This is a genomic window from Nitrobacter vulgaris, assembly GCF_002028545.1.
In the GTDB taxonomy this organism is placed as follows: Bacteria; Pseudomonadota; Alphaproteobacteria; order Rhizobiales; family Xanthobacteraceae; genus Nitrobacter; species Nitrobacter vulgaris.
The window spans coordinates 13,090-38,334 of the sequence record NZ_MWPQ01000006.1 but is presented as its reverse complement, the minus strand read 5'-3'; the positions used below and the strand labels follow the sequence as shown (position 1 = coordinate 38,334).

Sequence of the window (25,245 nt, the reverse complement as noted above, 5' to 3'; positions counted from 1 at the left end):
GTCGGACTGAAACGCGAAGCCCACTTGTTGCGGATGTTTTCTGGCATCCATACTGCTGTCTTTTCGGGACACGTCGGCTATGACGAAAGGAAGAGAACCATGACCGAGATACGCGTTCCGACGCTCGGCGAATCGGTGACCGAGGCAACCATCGGAAAATGGTTCAAGAAGCCCGGCGACGCCGTATCCGTCGACGAGCCGCTCGTCGAGCTCGAGACCGACAAGGTGACTATCGAAGTGCCCGCGCCCTCCGCCGGCACGCTCGCCGAGCTCGTCGCCAAGGAGGGCGAGACGGTTGCCGTCGGCGCGCTGCTTGGACAGATAACCGATGGCAGCGCGTCGGCAAAACCAGCGGCGGCCAAGGCGCAAGGCATCGCCGCCGAAAGAACAACCGGGCGGCCGGACCTTAAGTCCGACACCACGAAACCGATCAACGCAGGCCCGGAGGAGCCGCAACCCAGGCCGGGCACCGCAGCGCCGGCTGATGCCCCGCTCGCCCCCTCGGTGCGTAAACTCTCCGCCGAGAGCGGCATCGACGCCTCGACCGTTCCGGGCTCCGGCAAGGACGGCCGCATCACCAAAAGCGATATGCTGGCGGCGATCGAAAAGGCGGCCTCCGCCCCGACCTCGGTCCACCAGCCGGCTGCCACCATGCAGGCGCGCGCGCCCTCTCCTCCGAATGACGCCTCGCGCGAGGAACGCGTGAAGATGACGCGGCTACGCCAGACCATCGCGCGCCGCCTCAAGGAGGTGCAGAACACCGCCGCGATACTGACGACCTTCAACGAGGTCGACATGACCGGCGTCATGGCGCTGCGTACGCACTACAAGGACGCGTTCGAGAAAAAGCACGGCGCGAAGCTCGGCTTCATGGGCTTCTTTACCAAAGCCATCGTCCAGGCGTTGAAGGACATTCCGGCCGTCAACGCCGAAATCGACGGTAGCGACCTGATCTACAAGAGCTACTATCACATTGGAGTCGCCGTCGGCACCGACAAGGGCCTGGTGGTGCCTGTCGTGCGCGACTGCGATCACAAATCGATCGCCGACATCGAGAAAAGCATCGCTGACTACGGTCGCCGCGCCCGCGACGGCCAGCTCAAAATCGAGGAGATGCAGGGCGGCACCTTCACCATCACCAACGGCGGCATCTACGGCTCGCTGATGTCGACGCCGATCCTGAACGCGCCGCAGGCCGGCATCCTTGGCATGCACAAAATTCAGGAGCGGCCGGTGGCGATCGACGGCAAGGTGGACATCCGCCCGATGATGTATCTGGCGCTCTCCTACGACCACCGCGTCATCGACGGCAAGGAGGCCGTGACCTTCCTCGTGCGCGTCAAGGAATCGCTGGAAGACCCGGCGCGATTGGTGCTGGATCTGTAGTTCAAGCTAAGGGAACCACATGACGCAAGTCTTGCTGAAGTCCAATACCAAAACCACCGAGTTTGGTCATTTGACCTCAATCGATCTGGAGTTGAATGCAGTCATTCTAGAGTTGTTTTATCTGGCTTGTTTGAGTTTTGAGCACGGGCCATCCGCCGCACATATGTACGTCTCCGAATACAGCGGGGAAGTTAAAAGCATCGCCCATGAAAATCTCTTCGATGTCCTCGGATCTTTCGAAAACATCTCGAAAAAATCCGCAGACTGGGTCTTGTCGCGAGCGTTGTTCTACCATGACAATCAGAGACGACGAGCGATGGCCGATCAGGAAAAAACAAAAGCTGAAGACAAGCAACAATCGGTAATTGAGAAAAAGCTTGGCAACCTCGACAAAGCCCACGCCTTGAGACGAAAGCTGATCAAGGACGGAGCGGATCCTGACGAGGTCAACCGGCTCATCGGGGGAATGCTCTTCGACCAGCGTGCAAAATTGCTCCCCGGGCCGGACAACGGCTGAGACGCACTCTTGAAGCCAGGTAGTTTCGAACTTCGTATTGGCGGACGAAATCGCCAGCGCCATCGTCTGGCACAAGGATTGAAACGACAGGATCTGAGACCATGGCGACTTACGACCTCATCGTTATCGGCACCGGTCCCGGCGGCTATGTCTGCGCCATTCGCGCGGCGCAGCTCGGCATGAAGGTCGCCGTGGTCGAGAAGAACCCGACGCTTGGCGGCACCTGCCTCAATGTCGGCTGCATGCCGTCGAAAGCCTTGTTGCACGCCTCTGAAATGTTCGAGGAAGCCGGACATTCGTTCGCAAAAATGGGCATCGGCGTATCTGCTCCCAAACTCGATTTGCCCGCGATGATGAATTTCAAACAGCAGGGCATCGACGGCAACGTCAAGGGCGTCGAGTACCTGATGAAGAAGAACAAAATCGACGTCATCAGCGGCACCGGCAGAATTCTCGGTGCCGGCAGGGTCGAAGTGACGGTCGCCGACGGCAAGACCCAAACTGTTGAGACGAAAAACATCGTGATCGCCACCGGCTCCGATGTCGCGAAGCTCAAGGGCCTTGAGATCGACGAAAAGCGCATCGTGTCGTCCACCGGCGCTCTATCGCTCGACAAGGTGCCGGGCAAGCTTCTGATCGTCGGCGCCGGCGTGATCGGCCTCGAACTCGGCTCGGCGTGGCGCCGCCTCGGCGCTCAGGTCACGGTGGTGGAATTTCTCGATCGCATCCTGCCCGGTATGGACGGCGAAATCGCAAAGCAGTTTCAGCGCCTTCTCGAAAAGCAAGGCTTTGCATTCAAGCTCGGCACCAAGGTCACGGGCGTCGATACATCTGGCAAGACGCTGATGGCGCAGGTCGAACCCGCCGCAGGCGGTGCGGCAGAGACAATCGAAGCCGACGTGGTTCTGGTCGCGATCGGCCGCACGCCCTACACCGACGGCCTCGGCCTGAAGGAGGCAGGCGTCGCGCTCGACGAGCGCGGCCGCGTGGAGATCGACGCGCATTTTGCGACCAGCGTGAAAGGCATCTGCGCCATCGGCGACGTCGTCAAGGGACCGATGCTGGCGCACAAGGCCGAGGACGAAGGCGTGGCGTGCGCGGAAATCCTCGCAGGCCAGGCCGGCCATGTGAACTACGACGTGATCCCCAGCGTGATCTACACAACGCCCGAGGTTTCATCGGTCGGCAAGACCGAGGAGGAGCTGAAGCAGGCCGGCATAGCCTATGCCGTTGGCAAGTTTCCGTTCACGGCAAATGGCCGCTCCAAGGTCAACCAGACCACCGACGGCTTTGTGAAGATCCTCGCGGACGCGAAAACCGATCGCGTGCTCGGCGTTCACATCATCGGCCGAGAGGCTGGCGAACTGATCCACGAGGCTTGCGTGCTGATGGAGTTCGGCGGATCGGCGGAAGACCTCGCGCGCACCTGCCACGCGCACCCGACGCGATCGGAAGCGATCAAGGAAGCCGCCCTCGCAGTCGGCAAACGAGCCATTCATATGTGAGGATGGCGAGCTGCCTGCACCGCGATCGTCGGTCAGGCGCGGGGATGCGCCGTCCTGTAGACTTCCAGCAGCCGCTCGCTGTCGATGCCGGTGTAGATCTGCGTGGTCGAGAGCGACGCGTGGCCAAGCAGTTCCTGAATCGCGCGCAAATCGCCGCCGCGGCTTAAGAGATGCGTCGCGAATGAATGGCGCAGCGCATGGGGCGTTGCGCTGTCGGGCAGACCGAGCGCGCCGCGCATCCGCGCCATCACAAGCTGGATGATGCGGGCCTTGAGCGGGCCGCCCCGCGCGCCGACGAAGATCGGTCCTTCCGGCGGCAGCGAATGCGGGCACATCGCCACATACTCATGAACCAGCGCCAGCACGTTCTGCAGCACCGGCACCATCCGCGTCTTGTTGCCCTTCCCGGTAACCACCAGAACGTCGCCCGCGCCAGGCTGCGGCACATCGTGGCGCTTCAACCCGAGCGCCTCGGAAATCCGCAGGCCCGAGCCGTACAATAGCGCCATGACGGCTGCATCGCGTGCCCAGATCCATGGCTCGCGATCTTCGCCGGCCCGCTCGGAGGCGTCGGCGAAACGCTTCGCCGCACTCATATGGATCGGCTTCGGGAGACTCTTGCCAACCTTCGGCGCGCGGATCGCGCCGAGCGCACCGATCTTGCCGAGCCCTTCCCGTTCCAGAAATCGCGCGAACGAACGCAGCCCCGCCAGCGAACGCATCAACGAGCGGCCACCAATGTCCTCCGCGCGTCGCGCGGCCATGAAGGCTCTGATATCGCCTGGCTCGAGCGCGGCGAAACGCTTCAACGTCACCAACTCGCCCCAGTGCTGGCCGAGAAACATCAGGCATTGCCGAACATCGCGCGCATAGGCTTCAAGCGTCTTTGGCGACAGCCGACGCTCGGCACGCAGATGCGCCAGCCATCGCACGATTTGCTGCCCGACATCCGACGCCGTGCAGGCGAGATCTGGTAGCGGATCTGCGACTTTCGCCATCTTCGCACCTTGCCTATAAGTCCGGAGATCATATCGCGCCGCTTTCGTTTATCCTTCGCTAACTTTCCCGCCGGCTGGCCATGGCGCCGTGCCTCCCATAGCGTTTTCGAGCGAAGCATGTCCTCGGGCTTGACTCGAGGATGGATACCGGTTCGCGTGAAGAAAACGCGTTAGATCAAAATGATAGCGCTCCGCTTCTGATTCCGTCAGGAGCGGAAAGGCTCTAAGCTGTCCGCCACTCCCGACAGAGGCCGATTCTCCGGATGGACCGTTCTTCGCGCAATGGCACATTCCCGGCATCGTCATCGACGACGCGCATCGTCGATGTGCAGGTTCCCGTTGCGATCGATCATGCCTATTCCTATCGCGTGCCGAGCGGCATGGAGGTGCGGCCCGGCGACGTGGTGACGGTGCCGCTCGGCCCCCGCGAGGTGGTCGCCGTGGTCTGGGCCGAGAATCCCGCACCCGATCCGCGCCTGCACAACCGCTTGAAGGACATCTCCGACAAGCTCGATGTACCTCCGCTCAGGGACGAACTCCGCGCGCTGATCGACTGGGTCGCCAACTACACATTGTCGCCGCGCGGCATGGTCATGCGCATGAGCCTGCGGATGGGCGAACAGCTCGGGCCGGAGCGGGCGCGACCAGGCGTGCGGCTGAGCGGCGAGCCGCCCCGACGCATGACCCCGGCACGACGGCGGCTGCTGGAAGTCCTGTCGGATGGGTTGCTGCGTGCAAAATCCGATGCGGCCAAGGAAGCGGGCGTCAGCACCGGCGTCGTCGATGGTCTTGTCGACGAAGGCACGCTGACAATCCAGCCAATGCCGCGTGCGCCGCCGCCCCCGCCGCCCGATCCCGACTTCGCCGTCCCCGACTTTTCCCGCTCGCAGCGAGCGGCCGTGGACGCCATGCGCACGCTGGCGTCAAACGGCACGTTCCACGTTGCGCTGCTGGATGGCGTGACCGGCTCCGGAAAGACCGAAGTCTATTTCGAAGCGGTCGCCGAAACCGTCCGCCGCGGCAAGCAGGCTTTGATCTTGATGCCCGAGATTGCGTTGACCGGACAATTCCGCGACCGTTTCGCCACCCGCTTCGGCGAGCGGCCGCTGGAATGGCATTCCGAATTGACGCCGCGCACCCGCGCGCGCAACTGGGCAGCCATTGCGGCGGGCGAGGCGCAGGTTGTGGTCGGCGCCCGCTCCGCGCTGTTTCTTCCCTACGCTAACCTCGGATTGATCATCGTCGACGAGGAACACGATCAAGCCTACAAGCAGGACGAAGGGGTGCGCTATCACGCCCGCGACATGGCCGTGGTTCGCGCACATGTCGCGAAGATTCCGATCATACTGGCCTCGGCGACGCCGTCCGTCGAAAGCGAGGTCAATGCGCGCAAGGGACGCTACCAGCGCATCGCGCTGACATCCCGGTTCGGCGGTCAGCATTTGCCACAGATCGAACTGATCGATCTTCGGCGCGAGGGACCGTCGCGCGGCCGCTTCATTTCTCCGCGTCTGGCCGAAGAGATTCGGACCGCCATCGAGCGGCGCGAGCAGGCGCTGCTGTTTCTCAATCGCCGCGGCTATGCGCCGCTGACCTTGTGCCGCGCCTGCGGCCACCGCTTCGCCTGCACCATCTGCGATGCCTGGCTCGTGGATCACCGCTTCCGTCGGCGGCTCGTATGTCATCACTGCGGCTTCTCAATGCCGCGCCCGAATCAATGCCCGCATTGCGCGGCGGAGGAATCGCTGATCGCGGTCGGCCCCGGAGTCGAACGCTTGCAGGAAGAGGCCGCCGCACTATTCCCCGACGCGCGCACCATGGTGCTGTCGAGCGACCTGATCACCTCGATCGAGACCATGCGCTCGGAGTTGAATGACATCGCGGAGGGCCGCGTCGACATCATCATCGGCACCCAACTTGTGGCGAAGGGACACCATTTTCCGCGCCTGAACCTCGTCGGAGTGGTTGACGCCGATCTCGGTCTCGGCAACGGCGATCCCCGCGCCGCGGAGCGAACCTTTCAACTGCTCAATCAGGTGATCGGTCGCACCGGCCGCGAGCAGGGTCACGGCATCGGCTATCTGCAAACCCACCAGCCCGAACATCCCGTGATGAAGGCGCTGGTCGCGAGCGACCGCGAGGCGTTCTATTCCAGCGAAATCGCGGCGCGGGAGCGGACCGGCTACCCGCCGTTTGGCCGGCTGGCCAGCCTGATCATATCCGCAGGCGACCGCCCGAGCGCAGAGAGCTTCGCCCGCCGGCTCGTCGCAATCGCGCCGATCGACAAGGACATTCAGGTACTCGGACCGGCGGAAGCGCCGCTTGCCCTGATCAAGGGACGCTATCGATTTCGCCTGCTGGTGAAGTCGGCGCGCAGCGTGGACCTCTCCGGCTATTTGCGCGGCTGGCTCGCGTCTGCGCCGAAGACAAGGGGCAATCTCAAGCTCGAAGTGGATATTGATCCCCAGAGCTTTCTCTAGCAGCCCTTTCGAGCACTCCGGTTCACCGACGCGCCCCGTCCCCGCGAACGACTCAGCCGATCTGTCAGACGATCGGGACATCGCGAGGCGCTCATGTGGAATCGGACCGAGGCCAACTCCGACCCCGGCAAGCCATGAGCCTGCGCGAAGGGCCGAACAGGTGACCACAGCTTTCCTATTCGGCCTTATCAAAGAAATTTCCGGACGCCGCTTGCCCGGAAAATGCCTTTGGCGCGGGACTTACATGACCTCGGCGACCACCCGGCCAACGCCGCTGCCGGTCAAACCGATCACGCGGGCGGCACCTTTGGAAAGATCCAGCACACGACCGCGGATGAACGGACCGCGATCATTGACGGTGACGACCACGCTGCGGCTGCCATGGGTGACCCGCAGCCTGGTTCCGAACGGCAGATGGCGATGGGCGGCGGTCATGGCGTTCTGATTGAAACGCTGGCCGGATGCGGTGCGGCTACCGGCTTCATTGCCGTAATAGGAGGCCATGCCAGAGAACGATCGGCTCGAATGGGCCGAGCTTCCAAAAGAAGCATTGGCGTTCAACCAGGACGATCCGCTGATGCCGTGGCTCTTCGCATAATGCCCCTGATGGTGGTGGTGGTGATGCCGATGATGGTTGCTCGACCGGGCCGATGCCCCGGTGACGCTGCCTGCAATCAAAACGCTTGCGGCGATCACGGCGGCCAACGTACGCGGCCGGATGAGAAACCCTAAGGTCGTCTTTTGCGAGTACAACATTGAAGGACCCTTGAAAGTATTGCCGCCCCTGCGGCAAGTGAAACCCCTGACTTTTTCGTCGCGGCAGGGTTGATCCTCAAACTAAGGCGTAAAATGGGCAAGGAATTGCTTCGTGACTCGGATGAAATATCTTTTGATCGGGATGGATTCGTCCACTAATCGTGACAATACATATATTAATAAAATATACATGATAATATACATCAATATACTGTAAAAGAAAGTTATAGCGTTGGATCAGTGACCATTCATTAAGTACTGCGGAGCGCGCCTAGGCACTAAGCTTGGCTCAGCCGTGTAGAGAAACCGCCATGGCAAGGGTCTGATTGCTTTTGTCCTGACGCAGCATTTGCCAACCGAATGACTGTACGCAGGAATGCGCCTTGTGCTTCGCGCGATTGACCGACCGAACTTCCAACACCGGTTGAATCCGACGCCATGCGACAAGGCATCGCCGCACGCCGCCGTCATATTGCACCTGCGCGCGCGCTATGTTAGCAAAGCCGCGATTTTAACGCTGCCGGTACGCTCGTGTCGGCCGGAAATCGAAGTCCCTCTTGAATTCCAAGGGCTTGGGCCGCTTTGGCGCCGCTTGTTCGGCGACGGCTTTTCCCCTGCGAGTTTGACAGCTTGAAGAGCGCTCTGGTGGCTGCTGTAGATCCCTCGGTTTCTGGTGTGTCCGGCCGTTATGCGACGGCCTTGTTCGAACTGGCGCGCGAAGACAAATCGATCGACGCCGTCAAGGCCGACCTCGACAAGTTCGATGCCATGTTGGCGGACAGCGCTGAACTTGTGCGCCTCGTGCGCAGTCCGGTTTTCAGCGCCGATACGCAAAGCAAGGCACTCGCCGCCGTGCTGAGCAAGGCCGGGATCGGCGGTACGACCGCAAACTTCCTGAAAGTCCTGGCCGCCAACCGCCGGCTGTTCGCGGTTGCCGACGTGATCCGGGCGTTTCGCGCGCTGGTCGCGAAGTTCAAGGGCGAGGCCACGGCGGAGGTTACCGTCGCCGAGAAGCTCAACGACAAGAATCTGGACGCGCTGAAAACCGCGCTGAAATCAGTGACGGGCAAGGACATCACGCTCAACGTGAAAGTCGATCCGTCCATCATCGGCGGACTTGTCGTCAAGCTCGGCAGCCGCATGGTGGATACTTCGCTCCGGACCAAACTCAATTCGATTAAGCACGCGATGAAAGAGGCAGGCTGATGGACATCCGCGCCGCGGAAATTTCCGCGATCCTGAAGGATCAGATCAAGAATTTCGGCAAAGAAGCCGAAGTTTCGGAGGTCGGACAGGTGCTGTCCGTCGGCGACGGTATTGCCCGCGTCTACGGCCTCGACAACATCCAGGCCGGCGAGATGGTCGAGTTCGAAAACGGCACGCGCGGCATGGCGCTGAACCTCGAAACCGACAATGTCGGTATCGTGATTTTTGGCGCCGACCGCGAGATCAAAGAGGGTCAGACCGTCAAGCGCACCCGCGCCATCGTCGACACGCCGGTCGGCAAAGGCCTGCTCGGCCGCGTGGTCGATGCGCTGGGCAATCCGATCGACGGCAAGGGTCCGATCCAGGGCACCGAGCGCAAGCGCGTTGACGTCAAGGCTCCCGGCATCATTCCGCGCAAGTCGGTGCACGAGCCGATGGCGACCGGCCTCAAGGCCATCGACGCCTTGATCCCGATCGGCCGCGGACAGCGCGAGTTGATCATCGGCGACCGCCAGACTGGCAAAACCGCGATTGCGCTGGACACCATTCTCAATCAGAAGCCGCTGAACGTCGCTGGCGCCCCGGAGAGCCAGAAGCTCTACTGCGTCTACGTCGCGGTCGGCCAGAAGCGTTCCACCGTGGCGCAGTTCGTCAAGGTGCTCGAAGAGCAGGGTGCGCTGGAATATTCGATCGTCGTCGCCGCGACCGCGTCCGATCCGGCCCCGATGCAGTACCTCGCGCCGTTCACCGGCTGCACCATGGGCGAATACTTCCGCGACAACGCCATGCACGCCGTCATTATTTATGACGACCTCTCCAAGCAGGCCGTCGCCTATCGTCAAATGTCGCTTTTGCTGCGCCGCCCGCCGGGCCGCGAAGCCTATCCGGGCGACGTGTTCTACCTGCATTCCCGCCTTCTGGAACGCGCCGCCAAGCTGAACGACAGCCAGGGCAACGGCTCGCTGACCGCGCTACCGGTGATCGAGACTCAGGCCAACGACGTGTCGGCCTACATTCCAACCAACGTGATTTCAATCACCGACGGCCAGATCTTCCTCGAAACCGACCTGTTCTTCCAGGGCATCCGCCCGGCGGTGAACGTCGGTCTTTCGGTGTCGCGTGTCGGCTCGTCGGCGCAGACCAAGGCGATGAAGAAGGTCGCCGGCAAGATCAAGGGCGAACTCGCGCAGTACCGCGAAATGGCGGCCTTCGCGCAGTTCGGTTCCGACCTCGACGCCTCGACCCAGCGACTGCTCAACCGCGGCTCGCGCCTGACCGAACTCCTGAAGCAGCCGCAGTTCTCGCCGCTGAAGATGGAGGAGCAGGTCGTTGTGATCTGGGCCGGCACCAACGGCTATCTTGATCCGCTGCCGCTCAACAAGGTGCGCGCGTTTGAGGATGGGCTCTTGTCGTTGCTGCGCGGCAAGAACGCCGACATTCTCAATGCCATCCGTGAAAGCCGTGACCTGAGTGACGATACCGCCGCCAAGCTCAAGGCTGCCGTCGAGGGTTACGCTAAGACCTTTGCTTGATCCTTTCACATCTCCCGCTTTTGGGAGATCAACCGGCGCAGCCGGTGGAATGGAACAAGTGATACACATCGCGTCGGACCCCTCCCTCGCCCTCCCCGCAAGCGAGAGAGGCGAAAGGCCGAGCAGGAGATAGACAGGGTTATCGATGGCCAGCCTTAAAGACATGCGGGTCCGCATCGCCTCTACCAAGGCGACACAAAAGATTACCAAAGCCATGCAGATGGTGGCGGCCTCCAAACTCCGCCGCGCGCAGAACGCCGCGGAAGCAGCGCGGCCCTACGCCGAAAAAATGGACACGGTGATTTCAAACATCGCCAGCGCCGCGGCCGGTTCGCCCAACGCGTCGCCGCTTCTGGTCGGCACCGGTAAGGATCAAGTTCACTTGCTTCTGGTCTGCACCGGAGAGCGCGGCCTGTCCGGCGCGTTCAACTCGGCCATCGTCCGCCTGGCCCGTGAAAGGGCCTTCGCCTTGATGAACCAGGGCAAGGAGGTCAAGTTCTTCTGCGTCGGGCGAAAGGGTTACGAGCAGCTTCGCCGCAACTTCGACAAGCAGATCGTCGAGACCGTCGAACTGCGCTCGGTGCGCCAGCTCGGCTTCGTCAATGCCGAAGCGATTGCAGAGAAAGTGCTGGCTCGTTTCGACGCCGGCGAGTTCGACGTCTGCACCCTGTTCTATTCGCGCTTCCAGTCCGTCATTGCACAGATTCCGACCGCCCAACAGGTCATTCCGCTTGCGGTCGAGGCCGCGGCCGGAAATGGCGATGCGGCGCCATCCTACGAATACGAGCCGGAAGAGGATGAGATTCTCGACCGGCTGCTTCCGCGCAATCTCGCGGTGCAGATTTTCCGCGCGCTTCTGGAGAACAACGCCTCGTTCTACGGCGCACAGATGACGGCGATGGACAACGCGACGCGTAACGCAGGCGACATGATTCGCAAGCAAACGCTGGTTTACAACCGGACCCGCCAGGCGATGATCACCAAGGAGCTGATCGAAATCATCTCCGGCGCCGAGGCTATCTAGCAGCAGGAGCGTTCATGGCTTACGTCACGAAGGCGACAACGAGCGGCGGCCGCAATGGCCGCGCCGTCCTCGACGGCGGTGCGCTGGCATTGGCGATGGCGCTTCCGAAGGATCTCGGCGGTGCCGGCGATGGCCACAATCCGGAACAGCTGTTCGCGCTTGGCTGGTCCTCCTGCTTTGGACAGGCCATTCTCGTTCTGGCGAAGAAGCATGGTCTCGACGGGCAGGCCGCCAGGGTGACCTGCGAAGTCACGCTTAATATCGATGACGGCGCATTCTCGCTCGCTGCCGAATTGAAGGTCGCTCTGCCCGGTGCCGACAAGGCGAAGCTGCAAGCGCTGATCGAAGACGCTCACACCATCTGTCCTTATTCCAAGGCGACCAAGGGTAATGTGCCCGTCAAATTGACCGCCGTCTAAAGCGCTTGATCCTGAAAAGTGGAAACCGGTTTTCAGAATGGATCACGCGCAAACTAATAACGAGTTCTAAGGAGATATTTCTAATGGCATCCCCCGCCAATCAGACCGGACGCATCACGCAGGTCATCGGCGCCGTCGTCGACGTACAGTTCGAAGGCCACCTGCCGGCTATTCTCAACGCCATCGAAACCAAGAACGGCGACAACCGCCTGGTTCTGGAAGTAGCGCAACATCTTGGCGAATCCACGGTGCGCACCATCGCGATGGATACCACCGAGGGTCTGGTGCGCGGCCAGGACGTTACCGACACCGGCGCGCCGATCCGGGTGCCGGTCGGCGCAGGCACGCTGGGTCGCATTATGAACGTGATCGGCGAGCCCGTGGACGAGCAGGGTCCGGTCAAGGCCGACGACCTGCGTCCGATTCACCAAGAGGCGCCGTCCTATACCGACCAGTCAACCGAGGCGGAAATTCTCGTCACCGGCATCAAGGTCGTGGACCTGCTGGCGCCTTATGCCAAGGGCGGCAAGATCGGGTTGTTCGGCGGCGCCGGCGTGGGCAAGACGGTGCTGATTCAGGAACTGATCAACAACGTCGCCAAGGCGCACGGCGGTTATTCGGTGTTCGCCGGCGTCGGCGAGCGGACCCGCGAAGGCAACGATCTCTATCACGAATTCATCGAATCCGGTGTCAACAAGAAGGGCGGCGGCGAAGGCTCAAAGTGCGCGCTGGTCTACGGCCAGATGAACGAGCCGCCCGGGGCGCGTGCGCGCGTTGCGCTGTCCGGCCTCACGGTCGCCGAATACTTCCGCGACCAGGGCCAGGACGTGCTGTTCTTCGTCGACAACATCTTCCGCTTCACGCAGGCGGGCTCTGAAGTGTCGGCGCTGCTCGGCCGCATCCCCAGCGCCGTTGGATATCAGCCGACGCTCGCCACCGACATGGGCGCGCTGCAGGAGCGCATCACCACTACCAACAAGGGCTCGATCACCTCGGTGCAGGCGATTTACGTTCCTGCCGACGACCTGACCGACCCGGCGCCGGCCGCCTCGTTCGCGCATCTCGACGCGACCACGGTGCTCAACCGCGCCATTTCGGAAAAAGGCATCTACCCGGCGGTGGACCCGCTCGACTCGACCTCGCGCATGCTGTCGCCGCTGATCGTCGGCGAGGAACACTACCAGACGGCGCGCCTCGTGCAGCAGGTTCTACAACGTTACAAGTCGCTGCAGGACATCATCGCCATTCTCGGCATGGACGAACTGTCGGAAGAGGACAAACTCACGGTGGCCCGCGCCCGCAAGGTCGAACGTTTCCTGTCGCAGCCGTTCTTCGTAGCCGAGGTGTTCACCGGCTCGCCGGGCAAGTTCGTCGATCTCGCCGACACCATCAAGGGCTTCCGCGACCTTTGCCAAGGCAAATACGACCATCTGCCGGAATCGGCGTTCTATATGGTCGGCACCATCGAGGAAGCCGTCGAGAAGGGCAAGAAGCTCGCGGCCGAAGCGGCTTAAACAACTGCGTCATTGCCGGGGATAGCCGTTCGAAGAACGGCGTTCTAAAAAACGCCTATGACCCGGCAATCCATCGATAGACAGACTATCTTGACTGATGGACCCGTGGGTCAAGCCCGCGGGTGACAACAGAGAGACTGAGTACCATGGCGACTTTCCATTTCGATCTCGTCTCCCCTGAAAAGCTCGCTTTCTCCGGCGAAGTCGATCAGGTCGACATCCCCGGCGTCGAGGGTGACTTCGGCGTCCTTGCCGGCCACGCGCCCGTCGTTGCGGCGATCCGTCCCGGAATCCTGACCGTCACCGCTGGCGGCACACGACAGAAGATCATCGTGCTCGGCGGCCTCGCCGAAGTCTCGGAGAAGGGCCTGACCGTCCTTGCCGACGTAGCAACCTCCATCGAGGAGCTTGATCGTACGCAGTTCGCTGACACGGTCGCGAGCATGGAAGCCCAGTTGGCGGAAAAGGAGGGCTCCGAACTCGACAGGGCCATCGAGCGGCTGGACCATTTCAAGAGCATTCAGAGTCAGCTCAATACGACGGCAATGCACTGAGCCGCGTAACCGGCGATCGGGTTCCGGATGCGCCGCGCATATGCCCTAACCACCGGAGAGGCTCGTGAATTCCTTGACCACGCGCTCATAGACCGGGCGCTTGAAAGGCACGATTAACCGGGTCAGGTTCTGCATCGGCTCCCAGCGCCAGGCAATAAATTCTGGCTTGTGGCCATCGCCCGGATTAGCGACGTCGATCTCGTTGTCCTTGCCGGTGAAGCGCATCGCGTACCACTTCTGGCGCTGTCCGCGATAGCGGCCCTTCCAGGCCCGTCCGGCCACGGTGCGTGGAATGTCATAGATCAGCCAGTCAGATACCTCGGCGAGCTTCTCGACCGAGCGAATGCTGGTCTCCTCATAGAGCTCGCGTTTCGCCGCGAGCCATGTGTCCTCACCGGGATCGACGCCGCCTTGCGGCATCTGCCAGACATGCTGGTCATCGACCTGCTCAATGCCTGCGCGGCGACCAATGAAAACGAGTCCCCTCTCGTTGAACAGCATTATGCCGACGCACGTGCGGTAGGGTAGATCGTCGTAACGCGCCATTCCATCAATGCCCTGCACGCCTCCTCCGCCCTGAGAACGGAAAGGACTCGGATTAAAGCGTTTTCGAGCGAAGTGGATACCGGTTCGCGTGAAGAAAACGCGTCAGCCAAAATCATAGAGCCACGCTTCTGATTCTATCAAATGCGGAGGGCTAGTTCGATTTTGATTTCAGCATCGCGGTTGTCAATGGCACAAGCATCACGCCACGGCTTTCGAGGCCCTTGATCCAAGCGCCAATTCGGTCGATGGAAACCGGAAGCGCCGAAGTCATGCCCACGGCGGTCCCCCGCTTCATTGCCAGTTCCTCAAGTCTTGCGAGCGCCTTGTCGATCTCTACCGAGGTCGGAACGGCATCAATGGTCAGGTCGGCCTTGGCGAAAGGCATAGCCTGCCTTTCCGCAAGTTGACCCGCAACGCTCGTCGGCGCAGTTCCGTCGTCCAGGTAGCCGAGACCCCGCCCTGCTGCCTCGCGAATGAATGGCTGCATGACAGTAGCGGCAGTGACAAAACGCGCTCCCATGAAATTGGTCAGGCCGACATAGCCTTGAAAGCGGCTTAGCTGCCAATGAAGGCGATCGATATTCTGCTCGGCGCCAAGTGTCGTGAGCAGTGTTTGCGGTCCGGGGTCGTTGTCGGGATAATCATAGGGCTCCATAGGGACTTGCAGCAGCACCTCGTGACGTTGCGCGTGCGCCTGTTCCACCATCTTACCCGGATCAGAGCCATAGGGTGTGAACGCCAGCGTTACGGCTGACGGCAGTTTCATGATTGCATCGGTGGTTTTCGTCGCACCGACGCCGAGACCGCTGACCACGATGGCAACCACCGGTGTCTTTGCAGCCTTCGCGCGATCCGCCTCGGTGCCCATGGCATAAGCCTTGAAAGGCTTCAGCCCGTCGGCAGCGACAACCGGAATCATTCCATAACGCGACTTCTCCAACAGATGCTGACCAACTCCCGTTGCCGCCGCCGGTGAGCCGGCGTCCGCCGTATTGGACTCAGGACCGGAGACGACGACGTCCTGACGAGATCCGCTGGACCCGTCGATGATGGTGATGGTCTTCTGTCCGGTTGCGGATTGAGCGGCAACGGCGGCGGCGCTGTCCGGCTGCTTCGGCGCGGATCGGACGGCTGCAGGCTTGTCATCGCTGACTGAGGTCTGCTGGATCGCAACCCGCGCCACAGGTTCGCCGCCGAGAGGATCGTGATTGAAGAAAACGAAGCCCAGGAAGACGACAAGGATCGATCCCAGCAAAAATCCCGCCGCCTGTGGCAGCGTGACAGGAAGCCGTAAGCGGCGCTTGGGCGCGGAGTTCTGTCCAAGCGGCGTGCTGAGATCGTCGGTGGTATCGGCCATGGCCCCCTCGAATCATCCGAATCGAGAATACCATGGGCGCTCGCAAAGGCGGCAACGCGAGATCCGGCAGCGACGCCTGAAGTGACCCCACCCGCAAACGAATTCGGGCGACCCAGAGGCCGCCCGAATCCGGAAAACCTGATTACTTCAAAGGATCAGTTCGCTGCCTTGTTTGCAGGCTTTTCAATCGCCGCCTTGTTGCTGGGGGACGGTGACGAGGCGTTGATCTTGACCCCGTGCAGAAGGTCATCGGCCATCTTGAGGGCCTTGTCGTTTTTCGTGTCCGGCGGGACGTAGGATTGCGAGCCTGTCTTCTCGTCGGTGCCGTTTCGGAGGTGCCCCCGCAGCGAGGCCTCGCCCTTGGTATCGGTCCTCGACTTCAGTTCATCAGGCACATCCTGAAGCACCTCGATATCCGGAACGATGCCCTTGGCCTGAATCGAACGGCCCGATGGCGTGTAATAGCGCGCGGTCGTCAGCCGGAGCGCGCCATTGCCCGACCCGAGCGGAATGATGGTCTGCACCGAGCCCTTGCCGAACGAACGGGTCCCGATCAATGTTGCCCGCTTGTGGTCCTGCAATGCGCCGGCGACAATTTCGGAAGCCGATGCCGACCCGCCGTTGGTCAGAACGATCACGGGCTTGCCCTTGGTGAGGTCGCCGGGATGTGCGCTGCGCCGCTGGGTTTCCTCGGCATTGCGGCCGCGCGTCGACACGATCTCGCCGCGATCGAGGAAGGCATCCGAAACGGTCACCGCTTCCTCGAGCAGCCCGCCCGGGTTGTTGCGCAGGTCGATGATGTAACCCTTGAGCTTGTCGCCAAGCTGGCTTTGCAGGTCGGAAATCGACTTCTTGAGCCCCTCGGTGGTCTGCTCGTTGAACGTCGTGATGCGGATATAGGCGACGTCGTCGGATTCGATCCGCGAACGGACCGAACGGACGCGAATGTTGTCGCGCACCAGCGTCACGTCGATCGGATTGTCCTGTCCCTTGCGGATGATCTTTAGCCTGATCTTGGTGCCGATCGGACCGCGCATCTTGTCGACGGCCTGGTTGAGGGTCAGTCCCTGCACCGCCTCGTCGTCGAGATTGGTGATGATGTCGTTTGCCAGGATACCCGCCTTGGATGCCGGCGTGTCGTCGATCGGCGAGACCACCTTGACCAGGCCATCCTCCATCGTGACCTCGATGCCGAGACCTCCAAACTCACCGCGTGTCTGCACCTGCATGTCGCGGAAGCTCTTCGCATCCATATAGCTCGAATGCGGATCAAGACCCGTGAGCATGCCGCTGATCGCCGATTCGACCAGCTTGCTGTCGTCAGGCTTTTCGACGTAGTCGGTACGGACACGTTCGAACACATCGCCGAACAGATTGAGCTGGCGATAGGTATCCGAGGTTGCGGCTCGCGCGCTTGATCCCATCGTCATAGACCGCGGCTGTGTCACGAACAGCGTCAACGCGGCACCCGCTGCGGCGCTGAGAACAATAAGGGAAACCTTGCGCATCATCCGCGAACCTTTTGACCTTTGTTTACGACCCACCACGGGGCTGGATCAATGGGAGTGCCGTCCTTACGGAACTCAATGTAGAGGACGGGCTGACTAGCGTTTGCCGCGAGAATCGAGGCGACACGGGAAGTCGATCCCATCGTCGCTACCGGCTCCCCGGTCAACACGAACTGGCCGATGTTAACCGAAATACGCTCCATGCCGGCGATCAGCACATGATACCCGCCCCCGGCATTGAGGATCAAGAGTTGTCCATAACTACGGAACGGTCCCGCATACACCACCCAGCCGTCACAGGGTGTCGTGACCTGAGCGCCAGGACGGGCGGCTAACGAAATGCCTTTTTCCGCGCCACCGGCACCATCGGAGCCGCCGAAATCACGAATCTTCGTGCCGTTAACCGGCAGCGCCAACAAGCCCTTGGCCGACGCAAAGGCAATAGCCGGACTGAGCCGGCCGGGATCCTTGAGGGCACCCAGATTCGGCTTGCCGTTGAGCGCTCCCGGAACACCTTGCCGGCTGGCTGTCGCCGCCGCCTTGGCCGCGCTCTTGAGATCCTGCTCCATCTTCGCGATCAGGCCTTGCAGCGTGTCGACCTGGTGCGACAGTTCGACCGCACGCGCCGCCTCCACGGCCATATTTTTTTCGATACCGCTTTGCTGCCGTTGTCGTTCGTCCACCAGCGTCGCCAAACGGGTTTGATCGTCCTTGAGGCTATCGCGATTGGCCGCCATTCGATCTCGCTCGGCAGCGATTGATTTCCGAAGGCCGACAAGTTCATCGAGATCAGCCACGAGCTTTTCCGCGCGCACGCGCATCTCCGGCACAACGGAGCCGAGCAGAATCGCGGTGCGCAAAGACTGCAAAGCATTCTCCGGCCGCACCAGCAAAGCGGGCGGTGTGCGGCGGCCGGCGCGCTGGAGGGCGGCGAGCACTTCCACGATCTCCGACCGCCGCGAATCCAGCGAGGCTCGGATTTCCTGCTCGCGGGCATCGAGCGGCAGCAGGCGCGCTTCGGCCTCTGCAATTTTGGTCTCGATGTCACGGACACTGGCGGCGACATCGATCAACTGTTGATTGAGCTTGGCGCGATTTTGACCAATCGCCGCAATGTCGGCCTTCAGTCGCTCCTGTAATTCAACCGCGCTCTTTTGCTGCGCCCGTACCGCGTCCAGATCCCGCTCGCGCTGTTTGATGTCGTCCGACGACGGGTTTGCCGGCGAGGGTGTTCCGGTCTGCGCCATCACGGACGACGAAAACGCGGACGAAAAACCCGCAAGCAGACAGGCTGAGATCACAAGCATGGAAGCAGGTGACGACTGTCCGAATCGCACCTCCTGGGACCGTGAACAGAGGTCCTGGATCAGTCCCAAGTCAGGTGATCGGCGCTCGTTTGCTCGCACTATGTTAATCCGATCGCGCCGGCGCGTTCAGCCGAGCGCGCTAACTGCGGTGATAAGGATGGCCGGCCAGGATGGTCGCGGCCCGGTAGATCTGCTCCAGCAACATGACGCGTACCATCTGATGCGGCCAAGTGGCAGCACCGAACGCAACGCTCAATCTAGCCCTGCGCCGCAATTCGGGCGAAAGTCCGTCCGCGCCGCCGATGACAAAAACAGTGCTCGCCACCGACTCATCCCGCCAGCGGCCAAGATGTTCCGCAAACGCGGCGCTGTCGATATTTTTACCTTTTTCGTCCAGCGCCACCAGGACCATCTCTTCGGGAGCCAAAGCAAGAACTGCGTCCGCCTCTTCGCGAATGCGCTGCTCAACATCGCGGGCGCGACTTTCCGCAATTTCATGAATATCCAAGCCGCGAAAGCCAAGCTTGCGCCCGATATCCTCGAAGCGTCCGCGATAGCGATTGGCGAGCTCCCGCTCAGGACCCTGCTTAAGACGACCAACGGCAACGACGACGAGTCGCATCTGCGCACGCTGACATGCGATAATTGAATTACAGCGGCGAACGGTTCAGACCGTCTTCGCCGTTGCCGTGTTTTGTATCCACAATCTCTCGAGATTGTAGAATTCACGAACCTCAGGCCTGAACACATGCACGATCACACCGCCGGAATCGATCAGTACCCAGTCGCAATTGGGCATGCCCTCGATATGGATTTTCTTGACTCCGGCATCCTTGAGGCCCTTGGCCACATTTTCGGCGACAGCCCCGACATGACGGTTGGACCGACCGGTAGCGATGACCATGTAGTCCGAAAAAGCCGACCTGCCGCGTAGGTCGATGGTGACCGCATCTTCCGCCTTCATATCCTCGAGGCGGGAAAGGATCAGCTCAAGGGTCTGTTCCACATCCGGCTGCGCCTCCGCAATGACGGCGTCTGCCGAAGTCCTTCGTGTTCTAGGCCCGTCGGTCTTGGCTTTCGTTCTCTTCAGCGCCGACGATCCCGGCGAGGAGGATGAAGCAGACCTGGACAATACAGGTGCGGTCAGGGACCATTTCCTTTCGCTGTACCGACGCCGACTCCCGGCACCGATGGGTTATAATACGCATGTAGGGGCGGAAGTTTCAATATTCCAGTGAGGCCGCGCCTTCATGTTTTAAGGCTTCCGTCCATCCATGTTCCGTCCCGGTTCCGCAGCCCGGTCGAGGACAACCGCGATTTCATTCCCGTGAGGAAAACCCAGGCAGGCAGGCGGTGCGTGGCCAACCGGCCGGCCCTGGCTTCGGGCAAACGCCATCGCGCAAGCGCCTGCGCGGCTGGCGCCGCAAGAGCGCGGAAACTGTGCGGCGGACGATCGACCACTGCGATCGGCACCGCGGCAGCGATCCGCTGCCAGTTTTCCCAGCGATGAAACTGCTCCAGATTATCGGCGCCCATGATCCAGACAAAGTGCACCTTCGCGCACCTGCTTCGCAGATAGGTTATGGTGTCAATGGTGTAGCGCGTTCCGATGACAGCCTCGAGACAACTGATATCGATCCGCGGATCACTCGCCATTGCCGACGCCGCAGCAGCACGTTCGCTGAGAGCGCGCAGCGCCCGCGCATCCTTGAGCGGATTGGCGGGTGAAACGAGCCACCAGACCCGGTCGAGATCCAGCCGCTTCAAGGCATACAGGCTGACGGCACGATGGGCGGCGTGAGGCGGGTTGAACGACCCGCCAAGCAGACCTATGCGCATGCCATCGGAATGAAGCGGGATGGCGTCTGAAGCGACGGAACACGACCCCAAAATCAATCCCCGCGCAACCCGCAGGATGATCCAATTGCGCTCACGGACGGACCTGCCCGCTACCATGTATGCGATATTTGAAACTGGTCAGTTGCTCGGCGCCAACCGGCCCGCGCGCATGGAATTTGCCCGTGGCGATGCCGATTTCGGCGCCGAAGCCAAATTCGCCGCCGTCGGCAAATTGCGTCGAAGCATTATGCAGCACGATCGCTGAATCAACCTCGTTAAGAAACCGGGCAGCCGTTTCGGGATCCTCGGTCACGATTGCGTCTGTGTGGTGCGAGCCGTGGCGCTGGATATGGTCAATGGCACCACCGCAACCATCGACCACGCGCGCAGCAATGATCGCTTCGCCATATTCGGTGTCCCAGTCATTATCGGTCGCGGGCCTGACCCGCGGATCAATACCCTGCACGACGGAATCGCCGCGCACCTCACAGCCGGCATCGATCAGCATTTCGATCAGCGGCTTCAGGGTGTCCCGCGCACCGGCGCGATCGACCAGCAGCGTCTCGGCTGCACCGCAAACGCCTGGGCGACGCATCTTGGCATTGAGCACGATCGCCTTCGCCATCGCAAGATCGGCAGCGCCATCGACATAGACGTGATTGACGCCCTCAAGATGCGCAAACACCGGCACGCGCGCCTCGGCCTCGACACGCGCGACAAGGCTTTTGCCGCCGCGCGGCACGATCACGTCGATGCCACCGTTCAACCCGCTCAAGAGCAGCCCAACCGCAGCACGGTCCCGCGTCGGCACCAGCGTGATCGCCGCTTCCGGCAATTGCGCCTCGCGTAATCCCTGCACCAGACAATCATGAATCGCTCGGCATGAGCGAAAGCTTTCCGAGCCGCCGCGCAGGATTACAGCGTTGCCGGATTTGAGACAGAGCACGCCGGCGTCGGCGCAAACGTTGGGACGACTCTCGAAGATCACGGCGACCACCCCGAGCGGCACACGCACACGCTCAATGGTCATGCCGTTGGGTCGCTGCCAGCGCTCGATGACGCGCCCCACCGGATCGTCGATCTCGCGGACGACCTTCACGCCGTCAGCCATCGCCTCCACGCGCGCTTGCGTCAGCGTGAGACGATCGATGAACGCCGCCGTCGCACCGCCGTCGCATGCATCAGTGACATCTTCCGCATTGGCCTCGAGAATCGCAGCCGCATGTTTCCGGATCGCGCGCTCCATCGCATCAAGCGCCTGATTCTTCTGCGCCGTTGAAGCAAGACCGAGCGCTCGCGCGGCTACACGCGCCTGTGTTGCAAGGTCGCTCATCAAGACCGGAAGATCGGCCAAGGCGCCGACCGCCTTCAGGGAGGCAGTCATATCAAATAATAATCCCCGCTGTTTGTTCTCTCTTGAGGTCACGTCCTAGCATAGAAATCCGTGTCCGGCGAGGCGCGAGGCAAAAGCGTACAGCCTCTGAAAGGAGCATGGGTCACCGTCGAGTGAAGCGATGCGTTCGAACGGCTGTGCTCGCGCATAACGCGTCATATCAAATATTGAAACATCAGCTAATGCCGAGCAGGATTCGATGCTGGCGTTGCCGATGTACTTTCCGGCAGCACGAACGGAAATCCAGGGCGAACAAAACCACACCGAGTATCAGCTTAGCAACAGCACACAACTCTCCGTGACCCTGAAACCTGCCGTGATCGACGCTGTTTTCTTTCTGTACGGCTGGCTAGCTCAATGCGGTCGCGCCAGTCCCCTTGCCGCGGTTATGGCGTCTCGCCACTCCACCTCAAAACCGTCAAGCCCGCATTGCGCATCAAAGAAAGGTAATGTCCCATGATCAGAGAACCAATCGCTCATAACCACCCGGCAAACGAGACTTATACTCAGCTTCACTCTACCATCCCAAAGATTGCAGCCGGCCTAGTTGCCTGGTTTGTACTAATGGCATGGGTCTTTTTTGACAGGCAGAGCTTCGTCGCACTTCCGCTGGCCTTCATCACCGTTCTGTTTCTGGTGGCCGGCCTGTGTTTCAGCGGGTCGTTTCTGGTGTGGTACAGGCATCAGCCGGACTACGACAAGCATCCGAACGAGGTCCCGTTCCGAGATTGGATTACGGGCAAATTTGCGGTTTGGGGCAGTCAGCAGAGCTCCAAGCAGGCGGCCACCGAGATATTGCTCCCGATGGCGGCGGCTGCCTTTGGAATCACGGCCATGGGAACCATCTACGCGATCCTCAGCAGTATGATTGGCTCCAGCATAGTCAGCTAACGTTTCCACTCAGCCAGAAAACGCTCTAGGATTCATCATAGCCCGGCATAAAGCCGGGCTTGACGATTCAATCAAGCCTGTCCTTTCTAAACAGCCACTCTAATCAGCCTCGCCGCGCAACCCGCCAACCACGAGATCGTCGCGATGGATCATTTCGGAGCGGCCGCTGACCCCCAGAAGCTGCGCGGCGTCGGAAGACGAGCGTCCTTTGATCTTGTCGGCATCGACTGCATCGTAGGCAACGAGACCGCGACCGACTTCATGCGTATTTGGGCCACGCACGATGACGGCATCGCCCCGCGCGAAATGCCCATCGATCCGGGTCACGCCCGCCGGAAGCAAACTCTTGCCGGCGCGTAGCGCCGTGACCGCGCCGGCATCGATCGTCAGCGTACCCTTGGGCTCCAGCGAACCGGCGATCCAACGCTTGCGCGCCGTGACCGGATTCGCCCGCGTCAGAAACCAGGTGCAGGGACCAGCATCCATGATGGCCTGCAATGGATGTTCGATCTTGCCGGAAGCGATCAGCATGTGCGTGCCGGCGGTTGTTGCGATCTTTGCTGCCTCGATCTTGGTCCGCATTCCGCCGCGTGACAATTCGGACGCAGCGCTGCCTGCCATCGCCTCGATGTCTGCGGTGACCCTCTTCACCACCGGAATCAGTTTTGCCTCCGGATTGAGATGAGGCGGCGCGTCATAGAGACCGTCGATATCCGACAACAGGATCAGCAAATCGGCGCTCGCCATGGTGGCGACCCGCGCGGCAAGGCGATCATTGTCGCCGTAGCGGATTTCGTTGGTAGCCACCGTGTCGTTCTCATTGATGACCGGCACCGCGCGCCACTCGAGCAGCTTTGCGATGGTCGAACGCGCATTGAGATAGCGACGGCGTTCTTCGGTGTCCTGCAATGTCACCAGAATCTGCCCCGCACCGATGCCGTGATCGCCCAACACTTTCGACCAGATCCGGGCCAGTGCGATCTGCCCAACGGCGGCTGCGGCCTGACTCTCCTCCAGCTTCAATGGGCCGCGCGGCAACTTCAGCTTGCTGCGGCCGAGTGCGACCGCGCCGGACGAGACGATCAACACGTCGCAGCCGTCGCCATGAAGCGCCGCGATATCGGCAGCCAGCGCCGACAGCCACGTCGCGCGCACCTTGCCCGCCGCGGAATCGATCAGAAGGGACGAGCCGACCTTGACGACGATGCGACGAAATTTCTTGAGATGCGGGCGGGTCATGGCAATCGACGGTCAATCGAAACGACAGCGCAGCTTTCATCACATGAAAGCGGCGGCTAGGAAAGCGGAATACCGATGGGATCGTTCCTGCTTACGCGGGTATCGCCTAGAGTGACCACGGCTTGGCCCGGGCCACCGGTGTTTTTATCGCCTGCGCAACCGAAGCATCCGCGCCTTTGGCCTTGTCCGAGACGGGCGCTTGCTCGATGACCTCGACAAGCGCGCGCAATGCTTCCGGCACGCCATCGCCCGTGACACCTGATACCAGCAGCGGTGTCTTTTTCGCGGCGCGCTTGAGGCGGTCGCGCTGCTTCTTCAAATCCTCAGCCGATACCGCGTCGATCTTGTTGAGCGCCACGATCTCGATCTTCTCGGCAAGCGTTCCGGCGTAGGCCTCCATTTCCCCGCGCACGATCTTGTAGGCTCGACCCGCATGATCGCCGCTGGCATCCACCAGATGCAGCAACACGCGGCAGCGCTCGACATGTCCGAGGAAACGATCGCCGAGTCCCGCGCCCTCATGCGCGCCTTCGATCAGGCCGGGAATATCCGCCAGCACGAATTCGCGGCCATCCGCATTCACCACGCCGAGTTGCGGATGCAGCGTCGTGAACGGATAGTCCGCGATCTTCGGCTTCGCTGCGCTGACCTTGGAGAGAAACGTCGACTTGCCGGCATTGGGCAGCCCGACGAGGCCGGCATCCGCAATCAGTTTCAGCCGCAGCCAGATCCAGCGCTCCTCCCCTAGCTGGCCGGGATTGGCGTTGCGCGGGGCGCGATTAGTGGACGACTTGAAATGCGCATTGCCGAATCCGCCATTGCCGCCTTCCGCTAGCACGAAACGCTCGCCGAGCTGGGTAAAATCGTGAATCAGCGTCTCGCGATCCTCGTCGATGATCTGGGTCCCGAGCGGCACCTTGAGCACGATGTCTTTGCCGTTGGCGCCGTGGCGGTCGGAGCCCATGCCGTTAGCACCCTTCGGGGCCTTGAAGTGCTGCTGGTAGCGGTAGTCGATCAGCGTGTTGAGACCGTCGGCGACCTCGACGATGACGTCGCCGCCGCGTCCGCCATTGCCGCCCGAAGGACCTCCGAACTCGATGAACTTCTCGCGGCGGAAAGCCACGCAGCCGTTACCGCCATCGCCGGAACGGATATAGACCTTGGCTTCATCGAGGAATTTCATAACCGATTAGGTAGGATAGGTGGACTGGCGAGGCAACGGCCGTACATCGTGATCGGATCACGGCCGTTGCCTGAAATCGTCAGATGAAGCG

Annotated in this window: 24 protein-coding genes; 12 read left to right on the top strand and 12 right to left on the bottom strand. The window is 61.4% G+C overall.

Annotated elements, in window-relative coordinates:
- The first annotated feature begins 99 nt into the window (after nt 1-99).
- From odhB to lpdA, 3 genes are all read left to right on the top strand, one after another.
- Entirely contained in the window at nt 100-1,386 is a 1,287-nt protein-coding gene (gene odhB, locus B2M20_RS02790; RefSeq protein WP_079445620.1) for a 2-oxoglutarate dehydrogenase complex dihydrolipoyllysine-residue succinyltransferase, read from the top strand.
- A gap of 19 nt (nt 1,387-1,405) precedes the next feature.
- Nucleotides 1,406-1,903 (top strand): hypothetical protein, encoded by a 498-nt coding sequence (locus B2M20_RS02785; RefSeq protein ID WP_079445578.1) that lies wholly within the window; start codon nt 1,406-1,408, stop codon nt 1,901-1,903.
- Nucleotides 1,904-2,004: 101 nt separating this feature from the next.
- Nucleotides 2,005-3,408 (top strand): dihydrolipoyl dehydrogenase, encoded by a 1,404-nt coding sequence (gene lpdA, locus B2M20_RS02780; RefSeq protein WP_079445577.1) that lies wholly within the window; start codon nt 2,005-2,007, stop codon nt 3,406-3,408.
- Nucleotides 3,409-3,440: 32 nt separating this feature from the next.
- On the opposite strand, the gene B2M20_RS02775 is transcribed toward lpdA, so the two are convergent.
- On the bottom strand, nt 3,441-4,406 hold the full coding sequence (locus tag B2M20_RS02775) for a tyrosine recombinase XerC (protein WP_079445576.1): 966 nt from the start codon (nt 4,404-4,406) through the stop codon (nt 3,441-3,443).
- 263 nt (nt 4,407-4,669) lie between these two features.
- Between B2M20_RS02775 and B2M20_RS02770 the strand changes: the two genes are divergently transcribed.
- Nucleotides 4,670-6,886 (top strand): primosomal protein N', encoded by a 2,217-nt coding sequence (locus B2M20_RS02770; RefSeq protein ID WP_079445575.1) that lies wholly within the window; start codon nt 4,670-4,672, stop codon nt 6,884-6,886.
- Between the two features lie 240 nt (nt 6,887-7,126).
- Here B2M20_RS02770 and B2M20_RS02765 read toward each other — a convergent pair whose 3' ends face one another.
- Nucleotides 7,127-7,642: a septal ring lytic transglycosylase RlpA family protein gene (locus tag B2M20_RS02765; protein WP_079445574.1), complete on the bottom strand. Its 516-nt coding sequence runs from the start codon at nt 7,640-7,642 to the stop codon at nt 7,127-7,129.
- Nucleotides 7,643-8,287: 645 nt separating this feature from the next.
- On the opposite strand from B2M20_RS02765, the gene B2M20_RS02755 reads away from it, so the two are divergent.
- From B2M20_RS02755 to B2M20_RS02730, 6 genes are all read left to right on the top strand, one after another.
- On the top strand, nt 8,288-8,848 hold the full coding sequence (locus B2M20_RS02755) for a F0F1 ATP synthase subunit delta (protein WP_079445619.1): 561 nt from the start codon (nt 8,288-8,290) through the stop codon (nt 8,846-8,848).
- Nucleotides 8,848-10,380, top strand: coding sequence for a F0F1 ATP synthase subunit alpha (gene atpA, locus B2M20_RS02750; RefSeq protein ID WP_079445572.1), 1,533 nt, complete (start codon nt 8,848-8,850; stop codon nt 10,378-10,380). The genes B2M20_RS02755 and atpA overlap by 1 nt, the downstream gene beginning before the upstream one ends.
- 145 nt (nt 10,381-10,525) lie before the next feature.
- Nucleotides 10,526-11,404, top strand: coding sequence for a F0F1 ATP synthase subunit gamma (locus tag B2M20_RS02745; RefSeq protein WP_079445571.1), 879 nt, complete (start codon nt 10,526-10,528; stop codon nt 11,402-11,404).
- Between the two features lie 14 nt (nt 11,405-11,418).
- Nucleotides 11,419-11,823, top strand: a complete 405-nt coding sequence (locus tag B2M20_RS02740; protein ID WP_079445570.1) for an organic hydroperoxide resistance protein — start codon at nt 11,419-11,421, stop codon at nt 11,821-11,823.
- A gap of 83 nt (nt 11,824-11,906) precedes the next feature.
- Complete coding sequence (gene atpD, locus B2M20_RS02735; protein WP_079445569.1) at nt 11,907-13,337, top strand: F0F1 ATP synthase subunit beta; 1,431 nt, start codon at nt 11,907-11,909, stop codon at nt 13,335-13,337.
- 146 nt (nt 13,338-13,483) lie between these two features.
- The gene (locus B2M20_RS02730) at nt 13,484-13,891 is read left to right on the top strand and encodes a F0F1 ATP synthase subunit epsilon (RefSeq protein ID WP_079445568.1); all 408 of its coding nucleotides are present in this window, start codon (nt 13,484-13,486) and stop codon (nt 13,889-13,891) included.
- A 45-nt stretch (nt 13,892-13,936) separates the two neighbouring features.
- On the opposite strand, the gene B2M20_RS02725 is transcribed toward B2M20_RS02730, so the two are convergent.
- From B2M20_RS02725 to B2M20_RS02690, 8 genes are all read right to left on the bottom strand, one after another.
- Nucleotides 13,937-14,437: an RNA pyrophosphohydrolase gene (locus B2M20_RS02725; RefSeq protein ID WP_079445567.1), complete on the bottom strand. Its 501-nt coding sequence runs from the start codon at nt 14,435-14,437 to the stop codon at nt 13,937-13,939.
- A 151-nt stretch (nt 14,438-14,588) separates the two neighbouring features.
- Nucleotides 14,589-15,794, bottom strand: coding sequence for a divergent polysaccharide deacetylase family protein (locus tag B2M20_RS02720; RefSeq protein WP_079445566.1), 1,206 nt, complete (start codon nt 15,792-15,794; stop codon nt 14,589-14,591).
- 155 nt (nt 15,795-15,949) lie between these two features.
- Complete coding sequence (locus tag B2M20_RS02715; RefSeq protein WP_079445565.1) at nt 15,950-17,305, bottom strand: S41 family peptidase; 1,356 nt, start codon at nt 17,303-17,305, stop codon at nt 15,950-15,952.
- Nucleotides 17,302-18,609, bottom strand: coding sequence for a murein hydrolase activator EnvC family protein (locus B2M20_RS02710; protein WP_244553396.1), 1,308 nt, complete (start codon nt 18,607-18,609; stop codon nt 17,302-17,304). The genes B2M20_RS02715 and B2M20_RS02710 overlap by 4 nt, the downstream gene beginning before the upstream one ends.
- Before the next feature lie 139 nt (nt 18,610-18,748).
- Nucleotides 18,749-19,231 carry a 23S rRNA (pseudouridine(1915)-N(3))-methyltransferase RlmH gene (gene rlmH / locus B2M20_RS02705; RefSeq protein WP_079445564.1) on the bottom strand — a complete coding sequence of 161 codons (483 nt, stop codon included), beginning with the start codon at nt 19,229-19,231 and terminating at the stop codon, nt 18,749-18,751.
- Nucleotides 19,232-19,276: 45 nt separating this feature from the next.
- Entirely contained in the window at nt 19,277-19,615 is a 339-nt protein-coding gene (gene rsfS / locus B2M20_RS02700; protein WP_420799260.1) for a ribosome silencing factor, read from the bottom strand.
- Nucleotides 19,616-19,857: 242 nt separating this feature from the next.
- Nucleotides 19,858-20,448 (bottom strand): nicotinate-nucleotide adenylyltransferase, encoded by a 591-nt coding sequence (locus B2M20_RS02695; RefSeq protein ID WP_244553395.1) that lies wholly within the window; start codon nt 20,446-20,448, stop codon nt 19,858-19,860.
- A gap of 91 nt (nt 20,449-20,539) precedes the next feature.
- Nucleotides 20,540-21,832, bottom strand: a complete 1,293-nt coding sequence (locus B2M20_RS02690) for a glutamate-5-semialdehyde dehydrogenase (RefSeq protein ID WP_079445563.1) — start codon at nt 21,830-21,832, stop codon at nt 20,540-20,542.
- Between the two features lie 208 nt (nt 21,833-22,040).
- Between B2M20_RS02690 and B2M20_RS19940 the strand changes: the two genes are divergently transcribed.
- Nucleotides 22,041-22,301 carry a hypothetical protein gene (locus B2M20_RS19940; protein WP_139372818.1) on the top strand — a complete coding sequence of 87 codons (261 nt, stop codon included), beginning with the start codon at nt 22,041-22,043 and terminating at the stop codon, nt 22,299-22,301.
- Nucleotides 22,298-22,732 (top strand): hypothetical protein, encoded by a 435-nt coding sequence (locus B2M20_RS02685; RefSeq protein WP_079445562.1) that lies wholly within the window; start codon nt 22,298-22,300, stop codon nt 22,730-22,732. Before B2M20_RS19940 ends, B2M20_RS02685 begins: the two co-directional genes overlap by 4 nt.
- A 99-nt stretch (nt 22,733-22,831) precedes the next feature.
- Here B2M20_RS02685 and proB read toward each other — a convergent pair whose 3' ends face one another.
- Together proB and obgE are read right to left on the bottom strand one after the other, a co-directional pair.
- On the bottom strand, nt 22,832-23,971 hold the full coding sequence (gene proB, locus B2M20_RS02680; RefSeq protein WP_079445561.1) for a glutamate 5-kinase: 1,140 nt from the start codon (nt 23,969-23,971) through the stop codon (nt 22,832-22,834).
- Nucleotides 23,972-24,077: 106 nt separating this feature from the next.
- On the bottom strand, nt 24,078-25,154 hold the full coding sequence (gene obgE, locus B2M20_RS02675; protein ID WP_079445560.1) for a GTPase ObgE: 1,077 nt from the start codon (nt 25,152-25,154) through the stop codon (nt 24,078-24,080).
- Between the last annotated feature and the right edge of the window lie 91 nt (nt 25,155-25,245).